At 46.7% G+C, this 19,784-nt stretch carries 13 protein-coding genes; 4 read left to right on the top strand and 9 right to left on the bottom strand.

Going from position 1 to position 19,784, the window contains the following annotated elements:
* The first annotated feature begins 29 nt into the window (after window positions 1–29).
* Together recG and ubiA are read left to right on the top strand one after the other, a co-directional pair.
* Window positions 30–2,117 (top strand): ATP-dependent DNA helicase RecG, encoded by a 2,088-nt coding sequence (recG, locus tag ICN18_RS00915; protein ID WP_216188679.1) that lies wholly within the window; start codon window positions 30–32, stop codon window positions 2,115–2,117.
* A 10-nt stretch (window positions 2,118–2,127) separates the two neighbouring features.
* Window positions 2,128–2,991: a 4-hydroxybenzoate octaprenyltransferase gene (gene ubiA / locus ICN18_RS00910; protein WP_216188678.1), complete on the top strand. Its 864-nt coding sequence runs from the start codon at window positions 2,128–2,130 to the stop codon at window positions 2,989–2,991.
* A 20-nt stretch (window positions 2,992–3,011) separates the two neighbouring features.
* Here the strand turns inward: ubiA and proC are convergent, their stop codons facing one another.
* Genes proC through ICN18_RS00885 form a run of 5 tightly spaced genes read right to left on the bottom strand, consistent with a single transcriptional unit; the run spans window position 3,012 to window position 8,533 of the window.
* Window positions 3,012–3,893: a pyrroline-5-carboxylate reductase gene (gene proC / locus ICN18_RS00905; RefSeq protein ID WP_216188677.1), complete on the bottom strand. Its 882-nt coding sequence runs from the start codon at window positions 3,891–3,893 to the stop codon at window positions 3,012–3,014.
* Window positions 3,890–4,615, bottom strand: coding sequence for a YggS family pyridoxal phosphate-dependent enzyme (locus ICN18_RS00900; protein ID WP_216188676.1), 726 nt, complete (start codon window positions 4,613–4,615; stop codon window positions 3,890–3,892). The genes proC and ICN18_RS00900 overlap by 4 nt, the downstream gene beginning before the upstream one ends.
* Window positions 4,612–5,889: a glycolate oxidase subunit GlcF gene (glcF, locus tag ICN18_RS00895; protein WP_216188675.1), complete on the bottom strand. Its 1,278-nt coding sequence runs from the start codon at window positions 5,887–5,889 to the stop codon at window positions 4,612–4,614. Before glcF ends, ICN18_RS00900 begins: the two co-directional genes overlap by 4 nt.
* Window positions 5,890–5,897: 8 nt before the next feature.
* Window positions 5,898–7,043 (bottom strand): glycolate oxidase subunit GlcE, encoded by a 1,146-nt coding sequence (gene glcE / locus ICN18_RS00890; RefSeq protein WP_216188674.1) that lies wholly within the window; start codon window positions 7,041–7,043, stop codon window positions 5,898–5,900.
* A complete protein-coding gene (locus ICN18_RS00885) occupies window positions 7,043–8,533 on the bottom strand; it encodes an FAD-linked oxidase C-terminal domain-containing protein (protein ID WP_216189422.1) in 1,491 nt (496 codons plus the stop codon). The genes glcE and ICN18_RS00885 overlap by 1 nt, the downstream gene beginning before the upstream one ends.
* A gap of 42 nt (window positions 8,534–8,575) precedes the next feature.
* Here ICN18_RS00885 and ICN18_RS00880 point away from each other — a divergent pair, with 42 nt between their 5' ends.
* Window positions 8,576–9,145 carry a cob(I)yrinic acid a,c-diamide adenosyltransferase gene (locus tag ICN18_RS00880; protein WP_216188673.1) on the top strand — a complete coding sequence of 190 codons (570 nt, stop codon included), beginning with the start codon at window positions 8,576–8,578 and terminating at the stop codon, window positions 9,143–9,145.
* Between the two features lie 51 nt (window positions 9,146–9,196).
* Here ICN18_RS00880 and ICN18_RS00875 read toward each other — a convergent pair whose 3' ends face one another.
* From ICN18_RS00875 to ICN18_RS00860, 4 genes are read right to left on the bottom strand one after another with little or no spacing between them, the layout of a single operon-like run.
* The gene (locus ICN18_RS00875) at window positions 9,197–10,321 is read right to left on the bottom strand and encodes a 3-deoxy-7-phosphoheptulonate synthase (protein ID WP_216188672.1); all 1,125 of its coding nucleotides are present in this window, start codon (window positions 10,319–10,321) and stop codon (window positions 9,197–9,199) included.
* A 30-nt stretch (window positions 10,322–10,351) separates the two neighbouring features.
* Window positions 10,352–11,842: a metalloprotease TldD gene (tldD, locus tag ICN18_RS00870; protein ID WP_255532029.1), complete on the bottom strand. Its 1,491-nt coding sequence runs from the start codon at window positions 11,840–11,842 to the stop codon at window positions 10,352–10,354.
* 20 nt (window positions 11,843–11,862) lie between these two features.
* Window positions 11,863–12,696, bottom strand: coding sequence for a carbon-nitrogen hydrolase family protein (locus tag ICN18_RS00865; protein WP_216188671.1), 834 nt, complete (start codon window positions 12,694–12,696; stop codon window positions 11,863–11,865).
* A gap of 26 nt (window positions 12,697–12,722) precedes the next feature.
* Window positions 12,723–16,880, bottom strand: coding sequence for a YhdP family protein (locus ICN18_RS00860; RefSeq protein ID WP_216859955.1), 4,158 nt, complete (start codon window positions 16,878–16,880; stop codon window positions 12,723–12,725).
* 77 nt (window positions 16,881–16,957) lie between these two features.
* On the opposite strand from ICN18_RS00860, the gene glnE reads away from it, so the two are divergent.
* Window positions 16,958–19,771, top strand: coding sequence for a bifunctional [glutamate--ammonia ligase]-adenylyl-L-tyrosine phosphorylase/[glutamate--ammonia-ligase] adenylyltransferase (gene glnE, locus ICN18_RS00855; protein ID WP_216188670.1), 2,814 nt, complete (start codon window positions 16,958–16,960; stop codon window positions 19,769–19,771).
* Window positions 19,772–19,784: the final 13 nt, after the last annotated feature.

Raw genomic sequence — 19,784 nt, 5'->3', positions numbered from 1 at the left:
GCATTACCATCAGGTATTAGATTTTAACGATGACTACTAAACAAGCGCCAAGCACACTCCAAAAGATGGGTTTAGACAGCCCTATGGCCCTTGCTTTGCACTTGCCATCCCGCTATGAGGACGAGACGGAGTTGCTTACCATTGAGGAGGCGCTTCATCAAGGGCGATTTGCATCGGCGCAGACCCAGGGCATCGTTATCCGTAATCAGGTCTTATTTCGGCCTAGAAGGCAGATGGTCGTCACTATAGAGGATGAGACTGAGACCTTAAATCTGCGCTTTCTGAATTTCTACCCAAGTCAGCAAAAACAAATGGCTGTCGGAGTCAATATTCGGGTTCGTGGTGATGTACGTGAAGGTTTTCAGGGGCCAGAAATGGTTCACCCTACTGTGCGAGCTGTGGCTCCAGATGCTCCTTTGCCAGCCAGTTTGACTCCGGTCTACCCGGCTAGTGTTGGGGTATCACAGACCATTATTCGTAAAGCAGTGACACAGGCCTTACGTGACCCTAGCTTGCAAGACGGCTTGACAGAGTTTTTGCCTAAACAATTGATGGCAGAGTTGTTGCCAAGTAATGATTGGCCAAATTTACAAGCAGCAATCACCTACTTACATCAGCCGCCTGCTGACGCTAATACACAATCTTTACTAGAGCGGACTCACCCGGCATGGAGGCGCGTTCAGTTTGAAGAACTGCTAGCGCAACAAATCTCATTAAAGCGCGCACATGCAATCCGTCGTGAGCGACAGGCACCAAGCTTTGTAAAAAGTAAAAGCGAAGAAAAAAATAAGAATAAAAAGCCAAATCTTGAAGAGGGCTTACTGAAAGTTTTGCCGTTTAAGTTAACAAATGCACAAGAGCGTGTTTGGTCAGAAATTAGCAATGACCTTTCTAAATCTTTTCCGATGAACCGACTCCTACAAGGGGATGTCGGTAGTGGTAAGACTGTAGTGGCCGCCTTGGCAGCGGCCCGCGTCATGGATCATGGCTATCAAGCTGCCATCATGGCGCCTACTGAGATCTTGGCTGAGCAGCACTACCTTAAGATGAAGGAGTGGTTTGAGCCCTTAGGAGTTCAGATTGCTTGGTTGTCAGGAAGTTTGAAAGCCAAGGACAAAAGACTTGCTCAAGAGATGATTGAGAATGGGCAAGCTCAACTAATTGTTGGTACGCATGCCCTCATTCAGGAGAGTGTGAGCTTTGCAAAACTTGGTCTCGCTGTGATTGATGAGCAACATCGTTTTGGTGTGAGACAGCGTTTAGAGATTCAGCAGCGGGTTGGATCAGAATTGTTTTACTGTCATCAGCTCATGATGTCAGCTACGCCGATTCCACGGACCTTAGCAATGACCTATTACGCAGACTTAGATGTTTCCGTGATTGATGAGTTGCCTCCAGGAAGAAAGCCAATTGCTACTAAGGTGGTTAAAGCCAGTCGGCGTGATGAGGTGATTGGTGGTTTGCAAAGTTGGCTATCTAAAGGATTGCAAGCCTATTGGGTTTGCCCGTTAATTGAAGAATCCGAAGTGTTGCAATTGCAAACAGCAGTAGAGAGTTTTGAGCAGCTTACACAAGCGCTTCCTGACTTTAAGGTTGGCTTAGTGCATGGTCGATTAAAAGCTGAAGAAAAGGCCGCAGTGATGGCGGCCTTCAAAGCAAATGAGATTCAACTTTTGGTGGCCACTACCGTCATTGAAGTCGGTGTTGATGTACCTAATGCGGCATTAATGGTTATTGAGCACGCTGAGCGTTTTGGTTATGCCCAGATTCATCAACTTCGTGGGCGTGTCGGCAGGGGTTCTGCGGATTCTGTTTGTATTTTGATGTACGCTGAGCCACTCTCAATGGCTGCCAAGGAACGCTTACAGACCTTGCGCGAGACTTCAGACGGCTTTGTGATTGCTGAGCGAGATCTATCGCTACGTGGACCCGGTGAGTTACTTGGTGCCAAGCAATCAGGTGATGCTATGTTGCGCTTTGTGGATTTGCAGCGTGATGCCTGGTTGATTGAGTTAGCTCAGCAAGCGGCTGATCGTTTGCTTGCTGAGCATACCGATCTAGTAGAGCGTCATTTAGAGCGCTGGCTTGGATCAAGGGCGGAATTTCTAAAAGCTTGATAATTACCTTATGAATTTAAAAGAGCGTTTCATTTCTTATGGCTACCTTATTAGGCTGGATAAGCCGATTGGTACGCTCTTATTGCTGTGGCCTACGCTTTGGGCCTTATGGTTGGCAAGCAGTGGAACACCCGATTTATCTATTCTGCTGATCTTTACTCTTGGTACCTTTTTAATGCGCAGTGCTGGCTGTGCAATTAATGATTATGCCGATCGTGACTTTGATCGCCATGTGAAAAGAACGCAAGGACGTCCGATTACCAGTGGAAAAATTTCTGGCAAAGAGGCTATCGCTATTGCTGGCATATTGGCTTTCATTGCTTTTTTACTGATTCAGCCTTTGAATGCATTTACAAAGCAACTGTCGGTGCTTGCATTGTTAGTGGCCTTTATCTACCCCTTTACAAAGCGCTTTTTTGCCATGCCTCAAGCTGTCTTAGGCATTGCCTTTGGCTTTGGTATCCCCATGGCCTACGCCGCTATTTTGGATTTCATTCCTTTAGAGGCTTGGTTCCTATTTATTGGGAATATCTTTTGGGCGATTGCCTATGACACTGCCTATGCCATGGTTGATCGAGATGATGACTTGCGCTTAGGTCTCAGAACATCCGCCATTACTTTCGGTCAGTACGATGTCATCGCAATTGCAATTAGCTATGGGATGCTCTTTTTAAGTCAGCTGTGGGTAGCGCAATTGGCTAGCTTGAGTAACTATTTTTTATTAGGTTGGTTCCCAGCACTAGCTTGCGCTATCTATCATGTGAAGTTGGTATCGACTCGCAGCCGAGAGAATTGCTTTAAAGCATTCCGCCACAACAACTGGCTGGGCGGATTTTTATTTCTGGGAATTGTATTGGGTTTGAAGTTGAATTAGTTTTTCTGAGCTAGTTTTTCCTAGTTCTGACCCAATTCATCACCCATGGCTTTGCCACGCTGACTGGCAGCATCAATCGCTTTTTCTAAAATCTCATGCCAGCCTTGTTGTTTCATGACCTCAAGAGCTGCTGCAGTAGTGCCGCCTTTAGAGGTAACTCTTTCACGTAGGACGCCAGCATGTTCATCAGAGTTATGGGCTAGCTGCGTAGCGCCCTCAAGAGTGGCATAAGCCAGTTTGCGTGCTGTCTCCGTATCCAGGCCGAGTTTCTCACCAGCAGACTGCATTGCTTCTAAGAAGGCAAAGACATATGCAGGGCCACTACCGGAAACAGCGGTCACGGCATCCATCAGTTTTTCTTCAGATACCCAGACTGCTTGACCCACTGCATTGCAAATTGTTTCAGCTAAAGCGCGATCAGGTTGATCAACCGCAGCATCTGCAAATAGGCCAGTGATGCCTTTACCAATTAAGGCGGGGGTATTGGGCATGGCGCGCACACAACGGGTGTGATCTAACCAGCGGCTCATATCTTTTAGGCGAATGCCAGCGGCAATGCTCAGAATCAATGGGCCTGGTGCGCTGGCATGTTTTAGCTTAGATGCCAAACCTTTAGCAACGATATTGAAATCTTGAGGTTTGATCGCCATCACAACGACATTATTTTTGGAGAAGTCAAAAGCAATTTGCTCTAGAGCAGCAATCCCCTGCACACCAAAATCTTCATGTAACTTTAGAGCGGTTACTGCATTGGCCTCAACAACGGAAATTTGATTTGGTTCAAATCCACTAGCTAGTAAGCCACTGATGAGGGCGCGCCCCATATTGCCGCCACCGATAAAAGTAATGTGGGCGTTACTGTTTTTTTGTATTGAGTTTTGTGCAGTTTTGTTTGTAATCATTTGCTAATCTTATCGCGCTTCCCAAAAATAGCTGTCCCAACACGAATCATGGTGCTGCCCTCGGCAATAGCAGCCTCTAAATCATCGGACATGCCCATCGATAGCGTGTCAAAGAACTGATAACCCAGCTCAATCGAGTGAGCAGTTTGGATTTGCCTAAAACAGTCTTGCACTGCTGCAAAAGCTTGGCGTTGCCTTGCTTGATCTGGATTGGGTGCCGGAATAGCCATCAAGCCCCGGAGCACTAGATTTGGTAAAGAAGCGATGGCATTGCATAGCTCTTCCACTTCCGCTAGAGAAACACCGCTTTTGCTATCTTCCTCGCTCACGTTGATTTGCACGCAAACCTGTAAAGGTGGCAGGTCAGGAAATTCGCCGCGTTGAGCAGATAGGCGCTCAGCGATCTTAAGGCGATCCACGCTATGAACCCAATCAAAGTGCTGCGCTACTTCTCGGGTTTTATTGCTTTGAAGTGGCCCAATGAAATGCCAAATCAACCAAGGGCGTAATTTGGCAAGTTTTTCAATCTTTTCCACCGCCTCTTGAACATAGTTTTCGCCAAAAGCAGATTGACCAGCATGCATTGCTTCTTCCACTGCTGAAGCGGGAAAGGTTTTGCTGACCGCGAGGAGTTCAATTTCCTCAGGCTCACGCTTTGCTGCGAATGCAGCAAGTTCAATTCGCTCTCTGACTTGCATCAGATTAACAACAATGGAATTCATGCGGCCTTAGTAGATTTGCTGAGTAATTGGTCTACGATCTCGATCCAATGAACCACTGGAGTGTCATCTTGCTGTAGGTGTGTGATGCAGCCAATATTGCCGGAAACAATCACTTCCGCACCAGACTCTTCACAAGCAGCATTTAAGTGGTTTAACTTATTTTTACGAAGTTGCTCAGATAGCTCTGGCTGGGTAACTGAATAAGTACCTGCAGAGCCGCAGCAAAGATGGCTGTCGGCACATAAACGAACGCCAACACCAATACTAGACAGCAACCCCTCAACCTTGCCACGAATCTGCTGGCCATGTTGTAGGGTGCACGGGGGGTGATACACCACACCCTGCTTAGGATCGGTGCCTACGAGTTGCACCAGTTCATTTTCTAGTGACGGCAGAATCTCAGAAATATCTTTTGTTAACTCTGAAATCTTCTTCGCTTTAGCTGCGTATACAGGATCATTTGCAAAGAGATGACCATAATCTTTCACCATAACGCCACATCCAGAAGCTGTCATCACAATAGCTTCAATGCCACTTTCAACTAAAGGCCACCACGCATCCATATTTTGTTTGGCATTCTCTAAGCCGCCCGCTTGATCGTTGAGGTGGTAGCGTAAGGCTCCACAGCAAGTAGCGCTAGGAGCGCTAATGAGTTGAATCTTTAGTGCGTTGAGTACGCGGGCTGTTGCTGAGTTGATATTTGGCAACATGCCAGGCTGTACACAACCCTCAAGCAATACCATTTTGCGCTGATGGGCTGCGGTAGGTCTTGCATAGGCATCTGTGGAGTTGGCTAAGGCTTTATTAATGGTTAACGGGATCTTGCGTTGAATGCCACTTGGCAACAGTGGGCGCACTAAGCGACCCAAGGCCATTGCTGAATTAAATAAGGCCGGCTTAGTTAACCCTTCCTTTAATGCCCAACGTGTGAGGCGCTGAGAGATTGGACGCTCAGGCGTATTTTCTTCGGCCCACTTACGACCAATATCAATCAAGTTACCGTATTGCACGCCACTCGGGCACGTGCTCTCACAATTACGGCAAGTTAAGCAGCGATCTAAATGTAGGCGAGTCTTTTCAGTAGGCGCTTGACCTTCAGCAATTTGCTTAATCAGATAGATGCGCCCACGCGGACCATCTAACTCATCACCAAGTAGCTGATAAGTAGGGCAGGTGGCAGTACAAAAACCGCAGTGAACACATTTACCCAGAATACGGGCTGCCTCGATACCTTCCGGCGTGTTGGCAAATTGAGGGGCGAGTTGAGTTTGCATAGAAAGACTTATGGAAGACGTTTAGTGGCGAATACACCTGCAGGATCAAAGGCTGATCGCAGGCGTTCTTGCACAGCCTCAAGGGCTTTTGAATGTGCTTGCTCAGATAACAGAGTAAAGCGCTGATAAGAGGGATCTACGTTTTCACCTTGTTTAAAGCGGGTCGCGTGTCCTCCGTGTGAAGTTGTTAGTGCTTTGATTGTTTTAAAGGTGGCCTCATCCCCAGGCGCTTTAATCCAGCGCTGTTGACCGTGCCATTCCAAAATAATTTCATCAGCAGCGCCAGGAATGGAAATTGGTCCGCAGGCAGCAGGTAGTGCTAAGCGATAGAGTGTTTGGTCTGCACCAAGCTTATTAAATGCGCTGAGTTTTTGCTCGCGCAAGTCATTCCAGAAATGTTCTGCAGCTTCACTATTGAGTTCTGTGGCATTCACCAAGGAACTCATGAGTGGAATGGCAGCTTTTACAGCTGCCGCCGCACCAGCGAGACGGAAGGTGAGTTCACCATCACCGCCCTTGCCTGAACCAATCCAGCAACTTGCTGATAGGGGTAGTGGTTGTCCAGCCCACTCATTCAGAGCCTTGAGCGCATTCTCTTGGGAGATTTGGCAGCGCAATGTTGCTGTGGCTGCGGGCTTAGGCAATACCTTGACTGAGGCTTCTAGTAAAAGGGATAGCGTTCCTAGGGAGCCAGGTATTAAGCGTGAAACGTCATAGCCTGCAACGTTCTTCATCACCTTGCCACCAAAGGAAAGATCTTGTCCCTTGCCGTCAATAATACGGGCGCCTAAAACGAAGTCGCGGAAGTTGCCAACCGTGATGCGTCCTGGGCCAGCAAGACCAGCAGCAATAGCGCCACCAAAAGTTGCGTTTTCACCAAAGTGTGGCGGCTCAAATGCGAGCACCTGATTTTTTTCTTTGAGGGCTGCTTCAATTTCTTTTAGCGGAGTACCTGCGCAAGCGGTGATCACGAGTTCTTCTGGCTGGTATTCCAAGATGCCTGAGTAGGAGCGTGTATCGAGCTTACCGTATTGATTAGGGTTGCCGTACCAAGATTTAGTGCCGCCACCTTCAATTGAGAGAGGCGTTTTGTTCTTGGCTGCATTCAGAATTTGCTCGCGAAAGGCGTTGATTTGCGGATTGGAGTGACTCATTAGAAGCGCTCCAATTCTGGGTGAGGTAATTGACCACCGCTAATGCGCATGCGGCCATATTCTGCACACCGACTTAAGGTTGGAATAGCTTTATCAGGGTTGAGCAACTTCTCTGGATCAAAAGCACTCTTCACGCCCCAAAAAGATTCGCGTTCGCCTTCACCAAATTGCACACACATGGAGTTAATTTTCTCGATTCCAACACCATGTTCACCAGTAATAGTGCCGCCTAACTCTACACAGGCTTCCAAAATTTCTGTACCGAATTCTTCTGCACGATGCCACTCTTCTTGATCGGCACCATTAAACAAAATTAGTGGATGCATATTGCCATCACCCGCATGAAACACATTCAAGCAGCCAAGGCCATACTTCTCTTCCATCCCCTGAATGCGCTTCAATAGGGTTGCGATATGGCGACGCGGAATAGTGCCATCCATGCAGTAGTAATCAGGCGCTAAGCGACCTGCAGCTGGGAAAGCATTCTTACGCCCACTCCAAAACTTTAAGCGTTCGCTCTCATCTTTAGAAATCTGAATACCGCTTGCGCCAGCTTCTTCCAGCACTTTGGTCATGCGCTCGATTTCTTCGGCAACTTCTTCTGGTGTACCGTCGGATTCGCAAAGCAAAATGGCTGCAGCATCTAAGTCATAGCCTGCGTGCACAAACTCTTCTACAGCGCGAGTAGTTGCCTTGTCCATCATTTCTAAACCAGCAGGAATAATGCCGGCAGCAATAATGGCAGCAACAGCATTGCCACCTTTTTCAATGTCATCAAAACTCGCCATGATGACGCGTGCCAATTTTGGTTTAGCAACTAATTTAACGGTGACTTCAGTCACAACTGCAAGCATGCCTTCGCTACCCATCATGATTGCCAATAAATCGAGGCCCGGTGCATCAGGCGCTAGACCACCAAATTCGACGATCTCACCATTCATCAGAATTGCGCGCACGCGCAGAACATTATGTAAAGTCAGGCCATATTTCAGACAGTGGACGCCACCAGAGTTTTCATTAACGTTGCCACCAATGGAGCAAGCAATTTGAGAAGAGGGGTCAGGCGCATAGTACAAGCCAAGATGAGCAACTGCTTCGGAGATGGCAAGATTGCGGACACCAGGTTGAACAACTGCAGTGCGAGTAAATGGGTCAATGCTAATAATTTTCTTTAGCTTTGCCAGAGACAAGACCAGCCCCTGAGAAAGTGGCATGGCACCACCCGAAAGGCCTGTTCCTGATCCACGAGGGACAATCGGGATTTCCATTGCATAGCAAATCTTCAAAATTTGAGCGACTTGCTCTTCTGTTTCAGGCAAAGCTACCGCCAAAGGCATGCGCCTATAGGCTGCTAAACCATCACATTCGTAGGGAATGGTGTCTTCCGGCTCCCATAAAAGGGCGTGTTCCGGCAGGATGGGGCGTAATGCCTTCACCAATTTGGACTGTAGGGCGCTAATAGCGGCTAAATCAGGGGGCGGGGTCACCATATTCATAAGAATCATTTTAGCCATTTACCTATAATTAAGCTTATGGGAAATCGACTATCAAAAATCGCCACTAGAACGGGTGATGCAGGAATGACAGGCTTGGGCGATGGGAGTCGCGTAGAGAAGGATCATCTGCGAATCTGCGCCATGGGCGATATTGACGAGTTGAACTCAGAAATCGGTGTTTTGATGACTGAAGACATTCCCACGGCTATTGCCCCTGAATTACATGAGCTTTTTCTGCAGGTGCAACATGATTTATTTGATTTGGGTGGCGAGCTTTGCATCCCCAACTACAAGCTGCTCAATCCAGAGCATGTGGCACAACTCGATGTTTGGCTTGAAAAGTACAACAAAGAATTGCCACCTTTGACTGAATTCATTTTGCCGGGTGGCACTCGTGCTGCAGCACAAGCGCATGTTTGTCGAACCGTATGTCGCAGAGCAGAGCGTTCGATTGTGCGTTTGGGCTGGGAAGAGCCTCTATACGATTCTCCACGTCAATACGTCAATCGTTTATCTGACCTACTCTTTGTGCTTTCACGTATTCTGAATCGCGCTGCCGGTGGTTCTGATGTGCTTTGGAAGCACGAAAAAAAAGAGACTAAATAAATTAGTCTCTTTTAGCTGCATTACCCAAAGCTCAGATTTTAGAAATCTACATTACTTTTTCTTGCTTCTACGATTCTTAACGGCAGTAGCAAGACGCTCCAATACTTTTACAGAATCATCCCAGTTAATACATGCATCAGTGATACTGCGACCGTATTCCAATTTACTAGGGTCATCTTTGCCTGGCGTGAACTTCTGAGCACCATCATTTAAGTGGCTTTCAACCATTACACCAAAAATCTGATGTGATCCAGATTCAATTTGCTGGGCTACGTCATCTGCAACCACGATTTGACGCTCATGTTTCTTGCTTGAATTGGCGTGTGACAAGTCAACCATCAAACTAGCTGGGAGCTTTGCTGCTTCTAGCTCGGAGCAGGCTGCTTGTACAAATTTAGCTTCGTAGTTTGGCTCTTTGCCGCCGCGCAAAATCACGTGGCAATCTTTATTGCCCTTTGTTTCTACAACGGATACCTGACCATTCTTATGAACAGATAAGAAGTGGTGTGGACGACCTGCTGCTTGAATAGCATCAGTAGCAATTTTGATATTGCCATCAGTGCCATTCTTGAATCCGATTGGCGCAGATAAACCAGATGCGAGTTCGCGATGAACTTGGCTCTCAGTAGTGCGTGCACCAATTGCGCCCCAAGAAATCAGATCAGCAATGTATTGCGGAGAAATCACGTCTAAGAATTCACTGCCGGCTGGCATACCAAGGCGATTGATTTCCATCAGCACTTGGCGAGCAAGACGAAGACCTTCTTCGATGCGATAGCTTTCATCCAAGTAAGGGTCGTTGATCAAACCTTTCCAACCAACTGTAGTGCGTGGCTTTTCAAAATACACGCGCATCACAATTTCTAATTCCCCAGAAAAACGCTCACGCTCAACTAAGAGGCGCTGGCAATATTCCAATGCTGCTTTTGGGTCATGAATAGAGCATGGTCCGATGATGACTAATAAGCGATCATCTTTGCCATGAATAATGTCACGGATTTTTTTGCGGGTTGTGCTGATCAACGCTTCAGTTGGTGTTCCAGAAATCGGAAAGAAGCGGATTAAATGCTCTGGCGGAGGCAGAACAGAAATATTGTCAATGCGTTGATCGTCAGTATCTGAAGTCTTGTCGACAGCAGAGTACCAATTAGCGGGATTCGTATTTTGTTGGCTCATCCGGCTATTTTAAGCCGTAATTAGTCGATATCAGGCAGTGCCACCTACAGTCAGGCTATCAATCCTCAGGGTAGGCTGCCCAACCCCGACTGGAACGCTTTGTCCTTCCTTGCCGCAAACGCCCACCCCACCATCGAGTTTGAGGTCATTTCCGATCATAGAAACCTGTTTTAGGGATTCTGGACCACTGCCAATAATGGTGGCACCTTTAACTGGGTATTGGATTTTGCCGTTTTCAACCCAATAGGCTTCTGATGCAGAAAAAACAAATTTGCCGCTAGTAATGTCGACCTGGCCACCGCCAAAATTGACTGCATACAAACCGCGCTTAATGCTCGCCACAATTTCTTGGGGATCATCTTTACCGGCCAACATATAGGTATTGGTCATGCGTGGCATTGGTAGGGAGGCAAAGCTTTCGCGACGTCCGTTACCAGTGAGCGGCATATTCATCAGACGTGCATTGAGACTGTCTTGAATATAGCCCTTCAAAATACCATCTTCAATTAAGGTGGTGCATTGCGTAGGCGTACCTTCATCGTCAATATTTAAAGAGCCTCTGCGTCCAGATAGGGTGCCATCATCAACTACAGTGACACCTTTAGCGGCAACGCGTTGCCCAATACGTCCCGCAAAAGCAGAAGATCCTTTGCGATTAAAGTCACCCTCGAGGCCATGACCTACAGCCTCATGTAATAGAACGCCAGGCCAACCAGGCCCCATCACTACGGTCATTGGACCGGCAGGTGCTGGACGAGATTCAAGATTAACCAGTGCGCCATCAACCGCTTCATCGACATAGCGGTTGATTAGTTCCTCATCAAAGTAAAGGTAGTCGTGGCGGGCGCCACCGCCTGAGGAGCCAGATTCACGGCGACCATTTTGTTCGGCGATAACGTGTACTGAAACGCGCACCAGTGGGCGAACATCGGCAGCCAATAATCCATCTGCACGGACAACTAAAACAACATCAAACTCACCGGCTAGGCTTGCCATCACTTGAATGATTCTCGGATCACGTGCTTTGGCGCGACGCTCAATACTTTCTAGTAGTGCAATCTTTTCTTTGGGCTGCAAAGAGTCTAAAGGGTTAATGTCTGAGTAAAGCTTGTTAGAAACAGGATTAAATAGTTTGCTCGCAACCGCCTGCTTACCGCCCTCAGGACCAATCACCCGAGTAGCTTTCGCTGCTTTATTTAAAGCTTCTAAATTAATTTCATCTGAGTATGCAAAGGCAGTCTTATCGCCATAGATAGCACGAACACCAACGCCTTGATCAATGTTAAAGCTGCCGGATTTAACGATGCCTTCTTCAAGACTCCAACTTTCGCTGCGTGTGTGTTGGAAGTACAAGTCAGCATCATCAAGGCGGTGGGTAAATAGATTGCCAAAGGTGTGGTGAAGGTCTTGCTCGGATAGTCCAGTTGGCTCTAGCAAGATAGATTTAGCTAATTTAATCAGGTCTGCTTGCTTCTTGGCTTTAGTCCAATTGGCATGGAATAGTGCTTCTGGTGCATTCATGTGATTCGGCAGATCTTTCTTTAAAGCTTGCGATGCGCAAGTGCAGGTAACTTAGAGCGTACCTCGTTTAATTTATCTTTGCACAAGACTCCAGAAATAAAGCCTTCGCCCTCTGGTAGATTGGCCAAAACCTCACCCCAAGGATCAATCAACATGCTATTGCCCCAGGTGCGGCGTTGATTTTGATGTTTACCACCCTGTGCAGAAGCTAATACGTAGCATTGATTTTCAATGGCACGAGCGCGCAATAGGATTTCCCAATGATCCTTGCCTGTGGTGTAGGTAAATGCGGCCGGGATGATGTGGCAGTCAACCTGGCCTAGTGCGCGATAGAGCTCAGGGAAGCGCAGGTCATAACAAATACTCAAGCCAAAGGTCCACTCAGTTCCACTGGCTGAAATCTTTAATAGACCCGGTTCATTGCCGGCTTCAATGGTTTCAGATTCTTGATAGCGCTCGGTTGCAGTTTGAAAACCAAATAAATGAATTTTGTCGTAACGACAAATTTGCAGGCCAGTTGGATCAAAAACCAAAGTTGTATTGAGCACTTTATTGGGATCTTTGGCCTCCAATGGAATGGTGCCTGCTACAAGATGAATTTTGTTCTCTTTGGCAATTTGGGAGAGCTGATCTTGTATGGGTCCGCTACCAAACCCCTCTCGAGCACGCACTTTATCCGTATCTTTGAGGCCCATCAGACAAAAATATTCTGGCAAGACCGCTAACTGCGCACCATCTGCTGCAGCAGCGGAAATGAGTCTGCTCGCTGTAGATAGATTCTCCTGCAAATCAGGAGTTGAGACCATCTGTATAGATGCAATCTTGAGTTCCACACTTTTTACTGATGTACTCATACTGTATTAGTTGCGCCTAGTTATGCTTAGTTAGGGGATTTGTTGGGGACATCAGAATTGCTTGGATTGCTCTGTGGTCCTGAGTTGTTGCCGCTTGGCTTGCTTTGCTCTTTAAGCAATTCTTTGCTACGAATCGTATCTAAAGTTTTAGAGTCGATTGGCTGACCCTTTTGATCTAAAGGAATTACCTCTGGATTATCCCAAGAGCCCTGCACCAAATAGTCGGATTGAAGATTGCGGTTTATTTGACTGGTAATCAGGTACTGCCCAACTAATGCACCAAGCCCAACAATAGGGTTGATGGCAAATGCAGCAAGAGACCCAGCAGTAGCATCAATTGTTGGGAAGATGGTGACGCGTAAATCTTGGGTTTGTTTAGGGATATTGATTTGCCCATTCATAGCAACACGAGCTTGATCTAGGCCCATTGTGAATTGCTTGGTTTGTGCTACGCCAGCACTAATATCGAAAGAGGCATCAATAGTATTAAACGGAGTACCTTTGGTGACGATATTGCCAAGACTTCCTTGAAGATCTAATGTGGCAAATCTAAACAAACTTTGCAGACTCAGTACATCGAGTATTTTGGCGCCGCTGGTGTTGACCTCCAGTAGTCGTCCTTTTTCAAGGTTTAAGCTTACCTTGCCAGCGAGCGTTTCATATTTAGGGTCAAAAGGTGATCCATCCCATTCAACGGTGCTGCTTAATTTGCCTCGACCACCTTCTACGGACTTTTGGCTAGTCCAGTGACTAATAATTTGGCCGGCATCTTTAATATCTAACGCGACATTTAAGTTGGTATGTGCCGGGGAGTTTTGCGCTCCACCAACCCAGCGCCCACCAAGAGTCGAGCTTCCTTGCGGGTTATTAAATTGAATGGAATCAACACTTAGAGTATTGCCATTAGTTTTGGTCTGAATTTTTGCTTGGCCAAGCTGAGCTTTATTCCAATCAAGGTCATCAATTGTTAAGTCAATACTCGGTATTGAGCTTGGCTCAATCGCACTTTTGCTTGCCTGGGGTTTTTGAGTTGCTTTTGTTGGGACTGCCGGGAGCGCTAGTGCTTCCGGAATCTTCAGGCGCACCAGGCGACCGCTAATCAGGCCACTGGCTTGTGATTGACTTGCTGGTTGATATTGAATATTTCCAGCAATTTGAGGCGAGCCTCTTAAGCGAATCTGCCATATAGCATTTTTATTGCTTGCCGCTAGATTGAGGTCTTGCCACATACGGTCAAATACAGTGAGCTGCTTAACCTGCGCTGCAACCTGGATATTATTTATGCCGTTTGCATTGGAGTTTGGCGCAAAATTTTTCCGATTTTGATGGCCTAAAAACTCCAACCAATGATCCAGGTTCAGCTCATTACTTGCGAGGTTTAACTGGAAGCCTTGTTGTGGAGGGATGGCTGGTGTTCCTATGCCTACCGCATGGCGAAGGGTGTCATCACCGGTCAGTTCGCCTTGAACATAGTAGCCATCTCCAATTTTTCCATCCCAGGAAAAACGGCTTGTATTCGATTTATTTTTTGCAAACGTTTTTAGATTTAGCTGTCCAGATAAAGGGGTGCCCATTTGTTTTTTTATAGGAGCGGGTGCGGTACTCGCCCAATCGCGCATATCAATCTTTAAATTGGTTTCGCTATTTCCTTTATTGAAATTAATTGCACCTTCATATTTTGCAACGCCGCTCATTGCCTGCAATATGGGGAAGGCTTGAACTGCTGGATTAGTTGCAAAGTAGTCTTTAATAAAGCTGGCGCCGATGTCGCCTGAAATATTGTAGGTTTGACCGCCTTGATTAGGGGTCGCGCTAGAAATCTTAATTGCGCCACCTAGAAAGTTGGCAGTGATATCTTCAAACTCTGGATTCACTTCGGTAATCCGAATTTTCCCCTTGAGATTTTCAAATGGAGGCAAGTCAGCCCATTGAACCCTGTTTCCTGGAAAGCTCAACTGAATATCGGTGGCGGCGTCCCCGTTCCCGGATAGTGGAATTTTCAGACCCAGGCTGAGGTTGGTGGGTCCTGTTACCTTTAGGTTTCGCTCAAGTGCGATCTGCTTCTTGCCGACGGGTGAGGCAAATAGATAGTCGAGAAGTTGTGGGGCATCACCCTGTGCTTCACCGCTGACTGTTAGTAAAAGTTGTTTTGCGCTAACACTTGGGATTTCTGCATGAAACTTACTTAGAGCTACTTGCTTGTAACTTGCCTGGTTAATATCTACCGTGAGGTTGGCATTTTGCATATTAATAACGCCATTGACTTTATTGAAGGCGGGCCAAACTCCTTGTGCGGTAGATGAGCTCGGAACAGGGCTAAAAGTGGCGCCTGTAATGGGCAGATTGAGTGTGAATTCTCCAGAGCCCGATTTTGCGAAGGGCACATCACTAGGGTCGCCCTTAATGTGCAAGTTGCCCTTCTGAATGGTTCCAGCATCAAAGGCTTTGCTCAAATACGTTTTCGCTTCGCCTCCCATGCCAACCGGTAAATATCGGTATGCAGTTATTAAATTAGCGCGCGCAAAATCCATATCTAAAGTCATGAAGTCAGGCTTTTTAACTTCACCGATGACGTAATTTAGGTTGAGCGTTGTTGATATATCAGGATTGCTAAGCTCTAACTGCTTTGCATTAACAACCCAATTACCTTTTTGCTTTGACCAAGAAATTTGACCGGTCGCTTGATCCAGTTTGATTTTGGGATCGACCAATAAGTCATTTACCTCAAGCTCAAGATCATTTGATTTGATTGAGAAGTTGCCTTTATTTTGGTCCGCAGTCAGAAAGCCAGAAAGTTTTGATACGGAAGGCATTGATTTATTGATGCCGACAAAACTTAAGTCAATCAATTTTCCGCTAACGGTAAAGTCCAGCTTATTTGACTTAAACCATCCACCGGGAATATTGAGGGCGGATAGGGGTGACTTACTTTCCGACCAATTAATATCCAAATCTTGTAGTTCACCATCCGCTTTCGAGGCTTTAATCCATTGATGAACTTTTTTAGATAGCGGCAGATTCAGGGCAAATAAAGCAATATCTTCTACAGAAATCTTTGGCGAAGAAAATCCAAATTCTTTAATCTCCCCACCTCCGGCCGGAGGTCTCCAGCGAAAGGTCATCGGACTTAAATTTTCTAGCGGAGTTGATTTTGGGCTGTCAATATCTCGCCAAGCAAATGTTTGAGTGGTGACTGATATCAACCCGCTGTCGGTTTCTTGAGATAGATTTGTTTCTAGTCTTCCCAGTGCAATGGCATCTTCATCCTTAGATAGCTGAATAGTTAAATTATCGGCTGCAAGATAAATTTCTCCACCATCAGGATTGCCGTTATCTATTTTTAGTTTTCCGTTGGAATTCAGGACTCCCTCAAGCGTATTCAGAGGGAGGGAAAAGTCATTGGCTATTTGGCTGAGCTGCAGTTCATTTAGATTCCAGGAGATGTTGCCAATCCAGTCGCGCCAATTACCAGCTTGGCCGCCGATATGATGTACTAAATCAATATTTAGCGTGAGAGGACCTTTGTTCCATGGTGTGGTGGCACTCAGTGAGCCTTGGTGGCTGCGAATGCCGTTACTCAGAGTGAGGCTTTGAATGTCAATTGAGATGCTTGTTTTTTTCTTGAGTTGATCATCCCAAAATAGTTTGACATTACTAACGTGGATTTCATTTTGTGAGAAGAGCCAATTTTCTGCGGAATAGTCATTTGGTTTACCATCAATCAAAATCCCAGCAACAGTAACAATGCCTTTGCTATTGCGTTGCGCATAAATTTCTGCGTTTTCAATATTGAGCTCGTGAAAAAATGGCGTGAGATGGTAAAAAGATGCCCAGCTCAGTTGCCCATTAATTTTCTGAATGAATAAAACGGGTTTTGATTTGTCTGGGCTGTTGAATCGTAAACCTTCAATTTCAAAATTGGGTCTGATGCCTGTCCATGAGACTTGTAGAGCATCCATCGAAACATCTGCACCAATTCGAGCACTAATCAGTTTTTCAACTGAGGCTTTGGATTTCTCAATTTGTGGCCAAAGGACAAAACGCACGCCTACATGCCCGAGCACAAAAAGGGCTGTAATAACCACAGCCAAAATCAGGGCACGCTTACGCCAAGCCCTACCCAAACCTTGAGGACGTTTAGCAAGCACGCTCTTGAGGCGAGGCGGGATGATCTTTTGCAGCATGGACTCTATTATCCGTCAGCCTTGGCTTGATCGCCAAGCTTCTGGCCTGGGCCTTAGGGTCGGATTAAGATGGGGGAATGGATGATTTTTCCCGACAAATCGATTTTCTGCAGCAACACTCCACTTATGCGCGGCGCTGGCTAAATGCTCGCCCCGAATGGCTTGAGTGGCTCCGTACTCAGGGGCAGAAAAAAGTCGATATTCAGGGTATTAGGGACCTGCTAAAAGACTGTGGCGTCGAATGCCTGACCGATGATCAGGATGAGGCCCTATGGATGGCTAATCTGCGTTTAGCAAGGCAGCGCCTGATGCTCTGGATAGCATTTCGGGATTTAAACGGGATGGCTGACTTACAAGAGGTTACCCATGCACTTAGCCATTTTGCCGAGCTAGCCGTTTCTGCTTCAATTGCCTTTATTCGCGAAGATCTCAAAAATCGTTTTGGTTTACCTTGGAGTAATTCAACGCAATCTGAGATGCCCCTCATGGTTGTTGGAATGGGCAAGCTGGGTGGGTTGGAGTTAAATCTCTCATCTGATATTGATCTCATCTTTTTATATGAGCATGAGGGTGAGACCGCCGGCGGTCCCAAAAGATTGTCTAATCACGAGTGGTTTGCACGCATGGGTAAGCGCTTGATTAAGCTACTTGCCGAACATGATGCTAATGGCTTTGTATTTCGGGTAGATATGCGCCTCCGACCGAATGGTGATTCTGGACCTTTGGTGTGCAGTCTCGATATGTTGGAAGAATATCTATTGGTGCAGGGTAGAGAGTGGGAGCGTTACGCCTGGATTAAGGGCAGATTAATTGCTCCGCTACCAGAATCCCCGGCTTTTGCACATTGTCAAAAAGAGCTGGAGCAACTGATTCGTCCTTTTGTCTATCGCCGGCATTTGGATTACGGTGTGATTGCCTCTATTCGAGAGTTGCACGCACAGATACAGGCGGAAGCAGAAAAGAGATCCTCTGGTCATCAAGGTCGTTCTCGCGATATTAAGTTAGGACGGGGCGGTATTCGAGAAATTGAGTTTCTAGTGCAAATGTTTCAGCTCATGCGGGGTGGTACAGATCCCCGCTTTAGGGTCCGTCCAAGTCTAGAAGTTTTAGAGCTTATTAAGCAGTGTGGCATTTTGCCTGCTGGCGAAGTGGAATCTTTGCGAGCAGCTTACGTTTATTTAAGGCGTTTAGAGCATCGTATTCAGGTGTGGGATGACCAGCAAACACATTATTTGCCTGAGGATGAAGCGGCGCGCTCGCGTTTGGCGATTTCGATGCAAGGTCAAGACCTTGTGGCAAATGACTTTATGGCTGAACTAGATCGCCATCAAAATAATGTTGCGCAGTTATTTGAGAAAGCATTTCTATTGGATGGTAGTGCACGTCTTGAGATCGCACCTTTAGCTCAGGACTGGGCCCCGGATCTAGCCGCCTTCCCTGATTCCTATCTTCGTTGGCAGGCATGGGTAGATAGCCCCAAGCAAAAACTGTTACCCGAAAAAAGTCGATTAATTTTTGATAACTTAATGTGCAAGGCGGCAGAGCGTTTGCAAAATGATGGCGCAGCATCCTCCCTTGCCGATCAAACGCTATTACGTTTCTTTGATTTACTTGAGGCAATTGCAAGACGTAGCGCCTATCTATCCATTCTGGCTGAGTATCCTAGGGCCTTATCCAATGTGCTTAATTTGCTTAAAGCATCCCAATGGGGCGCGCAATATTTAACACGCCACCCCCATCTCTTGGACCACCTGCTGAATGCGCAATCAGAGAGAGCATTAATAGAGGACCCAGAAAAATATTGGACGGAGGTGCGCGCTAACCTCAATATGCGACTGGATGACGTGATGACTGAGGAGGATGGCTCTGAGCAGGCGATGGATATTTTGCGAGTCACTCACCACAACGAAACATTTATTACCTTATTAACGGACTTGGGTATTGGTGTGCAGCAGGCGCTTCCCGTAGAGCGGGTGAGCGACCATCTATCTGCGCTGGCAGATTTAATTTTGCAGACTACTTTTGAGCGCGTATGGCCGAGCGTAGTGAAAAAATTTGATCTTCCCCATGAGATTCATCCACCCTTTGCCATCATTTCTTATGGCAAGTTAGGTGGGAAAGAATTAGGTTACGCGTCTGATCTGGACATCGTATTTTTATACCAAGCGGATGAGTCTGATTATGCTGCGCAAGAGATTTATGCGCTCTTAGCGAAGCGGATGATTAATTGGCTAACAGCATTTACTTCAACCGGTAGTTTGTTTGAAATTGACACTCGTCTTCGTCCAAATGGATCTGCCGGATTCTTAGTAACTAATGCTGATGCGTTTAAAAAATATCAATTGCGTGAAGGTGATAATGCCGCCTGGGTTTGGGAGCATCAGGCTCTGACTCGGGCGCGTTTCTCCGCAGGCAATCCCGGTGTGGGCGTATTTTTTGACTCTATTCGCTCCGAGGTGTTGAGTCAGTCGCGAGACATCGACTATCTTCGGATCGAGATTTTAGAGATGCGTCGTAAGGTGCACGCAGGTCATCCCAACACTAACCTCGAGTTTGACTTAAAGCATGATGCTGGTGGTATGGTCGATATCGAGTTTATTGTGCAGTTTTTAGTGCTGGCTTATGCCCACAAGCATCCACAACTCATTGGTAATCTAGGTAATATTGCTTTGTTACGGATTGCTGGTGATGTGGGCTTAATTTCGCAAGAGGCAGCCCAATCCGTTGGGGATGCCTATCGTCTCTTAAGGGCTCGTCAGCATCGCTTGCGTTTGGATGGTGTAGAAAAACTCCGCATCAATCTAGAAAATGAGCCAGAGCTCGTTGCGGTAAAAGATACGGTAGAAGCGCTTTGGTTGGAGATCTTTCAAGCGCCTTCTAATCTTAGTTAGGGGCTAGTTTGAA

It is taken from the genome of Polynucleobacter parvulilacunae (assembly GCF_018881715.1).
Classification (GTDB): Bacteria; Pseudomonadota; Gammaproteobacteria; order Burkholderiales; family Burkholderiaceae; genus Polynucleobacter; species Polynucleobacter parvulilacunae.
Note: the sequence above shows the minus strand (reverse complement) of the source record. Positions and strands in the feature narration are given on the sequence as shown.

Bases quoted from the DNA above. Each gene is read 5' to 3' on its own strand.
- ICN18_RS00865 (WP_216188671.1), bottom strand. From the start codon at position 12,696: ATGAGTACATCAGTAAAAAGTGTGGAACTCAAGATTGCATCTATACAG.
- recG (WP_216188679.1), top strand. From the start codon at position 30: ATGACTACTAAACAAGCGCCAAGCACACTCCAAAAGATGGGTTTAGAC.
- ubiA (WP_216188678.1), top strand. From the start codon at position 2,128: ATGAATTTAAAAGAGCGTTTCATTTCTTATGGCTACCTTATTAGGCTG.
- glcE (WP_216188674.1), bottom strand. From the start codon at position 7,043: ATGAGTCACTCCAATCCGCAAATCAACGCCTTTCGCGAGCAAATTCTG.
- ICN18_RS00875 (WP_216188672.1), bottom strand. From the start codon at position 10,321: ATGAGCCAACAAAATACGAATCCCGCTAATTGGTACTCTGCTGTCGAC.
- ICN18_RS00880 (WP_216188673.1), top strand. From the start codon at position 8,576: ATGGGAAATCGACTATCAAAAATCGCCACTAGAACGGGTGATGCAGGA.
- tldD (WP_255532029.1), bottom strand. From the start codon at position 11,842: ATGAATGCACCAGAAGCACTATTCCATGCCAATTGGACTAAAGCCAAG.
- proC (WP_216188677.1), bottom strand. From the start codon at position 3,893: ATGATTACAAACAAAACTGCACAAAACTCAATACAAAAAAACAGTAAC.
- ICN18_RS00885 (WP_216189422.1), bottom strand. From the start codon at position 8,533: ATGGTGACCCCGCCCCCTGATTTAGCCGCTATTAGCGCCCTACAGTCC.
- glnE (WP_216188670.1), top strand. From the start codon at position 16,958: ATGGATGATTTTTCCCGACAAATCGATTTTCTGCAGCAACACTCCACT.
- glcF (WP_216188675.1), bottom strand. From the start codon at position 5,889: ATGCAAACTCAACTCGCCCCTCAATTTGCCAACACGCCGGAAGGTATC.
- ICN18_RS00860 (WP_216859955.1), bottom strand. From the start codon at position 16,880: ATGCTGCAAAAGATCATCCCGCCTCGCCTCAAGAGCGTGCTTGCTAAA.
- ICN18_RS00900 (WP_216188676.1), bottom strand. From the start codon at position 4,615: ATGAATTCCATTGTTGTTAATCTGATGCAAGTCAGAGAGCGAATTGAA.